The sequence below is a fragment of the Agathobaculum sp. genome, assembly GCF_034098985.1.
Classification (GTDB): Bacteria; Bacillota; Clostridia; order Oscillospirales; family Butyricicoccaceae; genus Agathobaculum.
Genome location: NZ_JAXEOA010000008.1, coordinates 1 through 2,911, shown reverse-complemented (window position 1 = coordinate 2,911; position 2,911 = coordinate 1). Strand labels below are relative to the sequence as shown.

Below are 2,911 nucleotides of genomic sequence, written 5' to 3'. Positions count from 1 at the left end.
TTCGGGCGCGATCCAGCACAAGGCCGGCATGCAGGATTCGGAGTGCATCATCGCCGTGAACAAGAACGACGGCGCGCCGATTTTCGACGTGGCGGACTACGGCATCTGCGGCGACCTGTTCAAGGTCGTTCCGATGATGATTGACGCGGTCAAGGCTGCGCAGGCTGCCAAGTAAGCATGATTTCACCACCTGACCCGATTGCCGTTTCGGAAACCTCCCATTTTCCACGATAGCAGGCCGGAGCACCTGCGATTTGTAAGACGATCCGGAAAGCCTAACGGATCGTCCGGCAGTTGGATATCAGCGTGAAATATTAGAGAAGGCCGCGGAGAGATCCGCGGCCTTTTTCTGCGTAAAAAGCACTGGGCGGCTGTTCGTGCGCTGAAACAGCCTGGATATAAAGGATTTCTGAGAAAACAAAGGAACAGGCCGCCTTTCGGGGCGGCCTGTTCCTTTGTGGGGGTGGATAAGCGGGGGATCAATCATCGCCGCGCAGCAGCTTTTCGGCATAGCCTTGCAGCTCCTCGCAGGAGTGCAGATTGCTGCCGCGTGTGACGATCATGTCGCGCACATAATCGGGCAGATCGTCAAAGTATGCGTGCGCCGCATTGTTGAGCGCGAGCATCTCGGTCAGATTATGGTAGTGGTCCATTGGAAAATCACCTCGGCAGTATTATGCCGCGGGATAGGATAAAATATAATCCAAAATGTTCAAAATTTTCACGCCATAGTCCGCACCGGCCGCCCAGCCGTATCCCTTTGGATTTTCCTGCATGCCCAAATGCTCGAGATATTCTGCGCAGCCCCGTGTGACAAGGGAAAAGCGCGGGTCGATGCACTCGTTTTTCAGGGGCTGGCGGCTGGCATAGGCTTTCAGATGCTGGATCTGCGCGCGGATGCCGAGCTGGGGGGTATCGAACGCCGCGCCCGTCATGCCGTTGGAGGTCACGCCTAGACCGCAGAAGTTATTTTGCTCGAGTGTGACCGCGCTGCCCTCAAAGCGGAAGTTGCCGGTCTCCAGACACGACTGCGCGAACGCCAGATCGCCGCGTATGCCCTCGGCCTCTCCCTCAGACAGGTAATAAGGGATCATATCCAGCACCGATTGGGCGACCTCTGGGTTGACCGCCTTGATATAGGCGCGCATTTGTTCCGCGGTGGCGACTGATGCGCCGGCGATGGGATGATAGGTGAAGTACCGGTCAACCGGCGAGGACTTGCTGTCCGCGTAGGAGGAACCCGGACGCATTACCTGCGTCAGCAGTATGGTCGAGCCGGGGTGGGTGTCGTCGGGCAGATAGGCCTCCAGGGAATACAGTGTGTCGCCCTTGGACGCTTCAAATACCGACCAGGTTTGATCAACGTATACAACGTTCCACGCCTTGTTATAGCTGCGGGCGATAAAAGAGGGGATGCCTGCCTCCCAGAACATCCAGTCGGCGGCGCAGGCAAAGGAAAAGCTGTCCATAGCAGCGCCCGACTGCCATGCGGCCGTCCAAAACGCCCCGCCGCCCGCGCGGAAATTGGATTTCAGCAGGTAAGCTATCCTGGAAACGCGTTCCCGGTCGGTGGACAGTGCGGACAGGGCGGCCATATCGGCGGAAAAATGCTGTTTTGCGGCGGCAAGTTCGCCGTCTGCTGCACCGTGCGCGGCGGCGTATTCGTCCGCTAGCGAAAAGCGTGCGCGCGCGTCTTTGGAAAAGCCGTTTGTCACGGCAACATCCGATGCGCTTTTGGGAGAAGTGCCAAGATATGCAGCCGACAGAGCGGTGAAGTCCTGCTCCAATGCGGTTTTGTCCGGGTTATCGAACAGATCGGCGTCGGCAAGGCCGGCAAGCTTGCCATCCAGCCGCGGTGTAGTGGAAACGGCGGAATGGGTCATCGCGGCGGTCAGACGATCCGCCCAGTATAGGTTGGCGCGGTATAGCATGTTGGGACCCTCGGTGAACGGCGGCGCCGATTTGACGGCGCGCAGCGTGCTGACCAGTTCGCGCCAGCCTGCGGCCTTTTCACCGGTGACGGCCGGGGCGTGGCGTTCCGCAGCCGCCGGATAGGAGGCTGCGGGCAGCACGCTAAGATTGATGGCAAGATCGTTCATAGCGGCGGACCAGGAGGTTTCTGAAGCGTATGGATAGGCGCCGTAAACAGTGATACGCCGGGTGTCGTAGTTATAGGCAACGCCAAAATCAACCAGCTCACCAAGCTCGCGCAGACCGAGATAGTTGTTGCCCTTGATGTTGTACACGGCAGGCGTGATGCGTTTGTCGTTTAAGTACAAGGTTTGTTTGGTGGGGACGGCTTCAGCGCGTTCGGTGGCAGTATTTGTTGTGCTTTCGTTTGCGGTTGGAGTGTAGGGCTTGTCCGGCAGGATATGAACGGATTTGTCGGACGCGTCGTAAGTGACACCGAAATCAAGCAGGCGTCCGAGGTCGCGCAGCTTAAAATAGGTCTTGCCCTCAATATTATATATAGTAGGGTCGGCACGCGTACCGGTTGTATCCGCTTCGGTGGTGCTGATATAAACGGTCTGTCCGCCGGCGGAAGCGGGCGCGGCGGGAACGGCAGACGCAGCTGCCGGGAGTGCAAGCACAAGACCCAGTGCCAAAATCAGGCGTTTCAAAATGGTTTCCTCCTCTGTGTGAATAACGGGCTGGAATAGGGGTATTATACCATAAATAACGGGGTCAGACAAAGGCAGGTTCCGGAAGAATGAGAAAATTCCAGAAAAAATGCAAAACCCTGTTGACAAGGAGGGAATCCTATGGTAATCTAATTAAGCTGCTTTCGGGCGGCGGAACACGAAGCGAAGCGATGGAGACAACTTAAGGCGAGAAAAAATCGAAAAAAGATGTTGACAAAGCTAAGCGGATGTGATATTATAAATAAGCTGTCACCGAGAGGGGCGCGGTT

The 2,911-nt window shown here is 56.8% G+C and carries 2 protein-coding genes and 1 pseudogene; 1 reads left to right on the top strand and 2 read right to left on the bottom strand.

The genetic code is table 11. The features are described 5' to 3' along the window. A pseudogene (locus SO058_RS01895) lies at positions 1-175 on the top strand (acryloyl-CoA reductase electron transfer subunit beta); the annotation flags it as partial. A 304-nt stretch (positions 176-479) separates the two neighbouring features. On the opposite strand, the gene SO058_RS01890 reads toward SO058_RS01895, so the two are convergent. Then, positions 480-653: a hypothetical protein gene (locus tag SO058_RS01890; protein ID WP_320841311.1), complete on the bottom strand. Its 174-nt coding sequence runs from the start codon at positions 651-653 to the stop codon at positions 480-482. Positions 654-674: 21 nt separating this feature from the next. Then, complete coding sequence (locus SO058_RS01885; RefSeq protein ID WP_320841310.1) at positions 675-2,621, bottom strand: glucosaminidase domain-containing protein; 1,947 nt, start codon at positions 2,619-2,621, stop codon at positions 675-677. Positions 2,622-2,911 lie beyond the last annotated feature (290 nt).

Excerpts from the sequence above, each read along its gene's own strand:
- SO058_RS01890 (WP_320841311.1), bottom strand. The coding sequence starts at position 653 with ATGGACCACTACCATAATCTGACCGAGATGCTCGCGCTCAACAATGCG.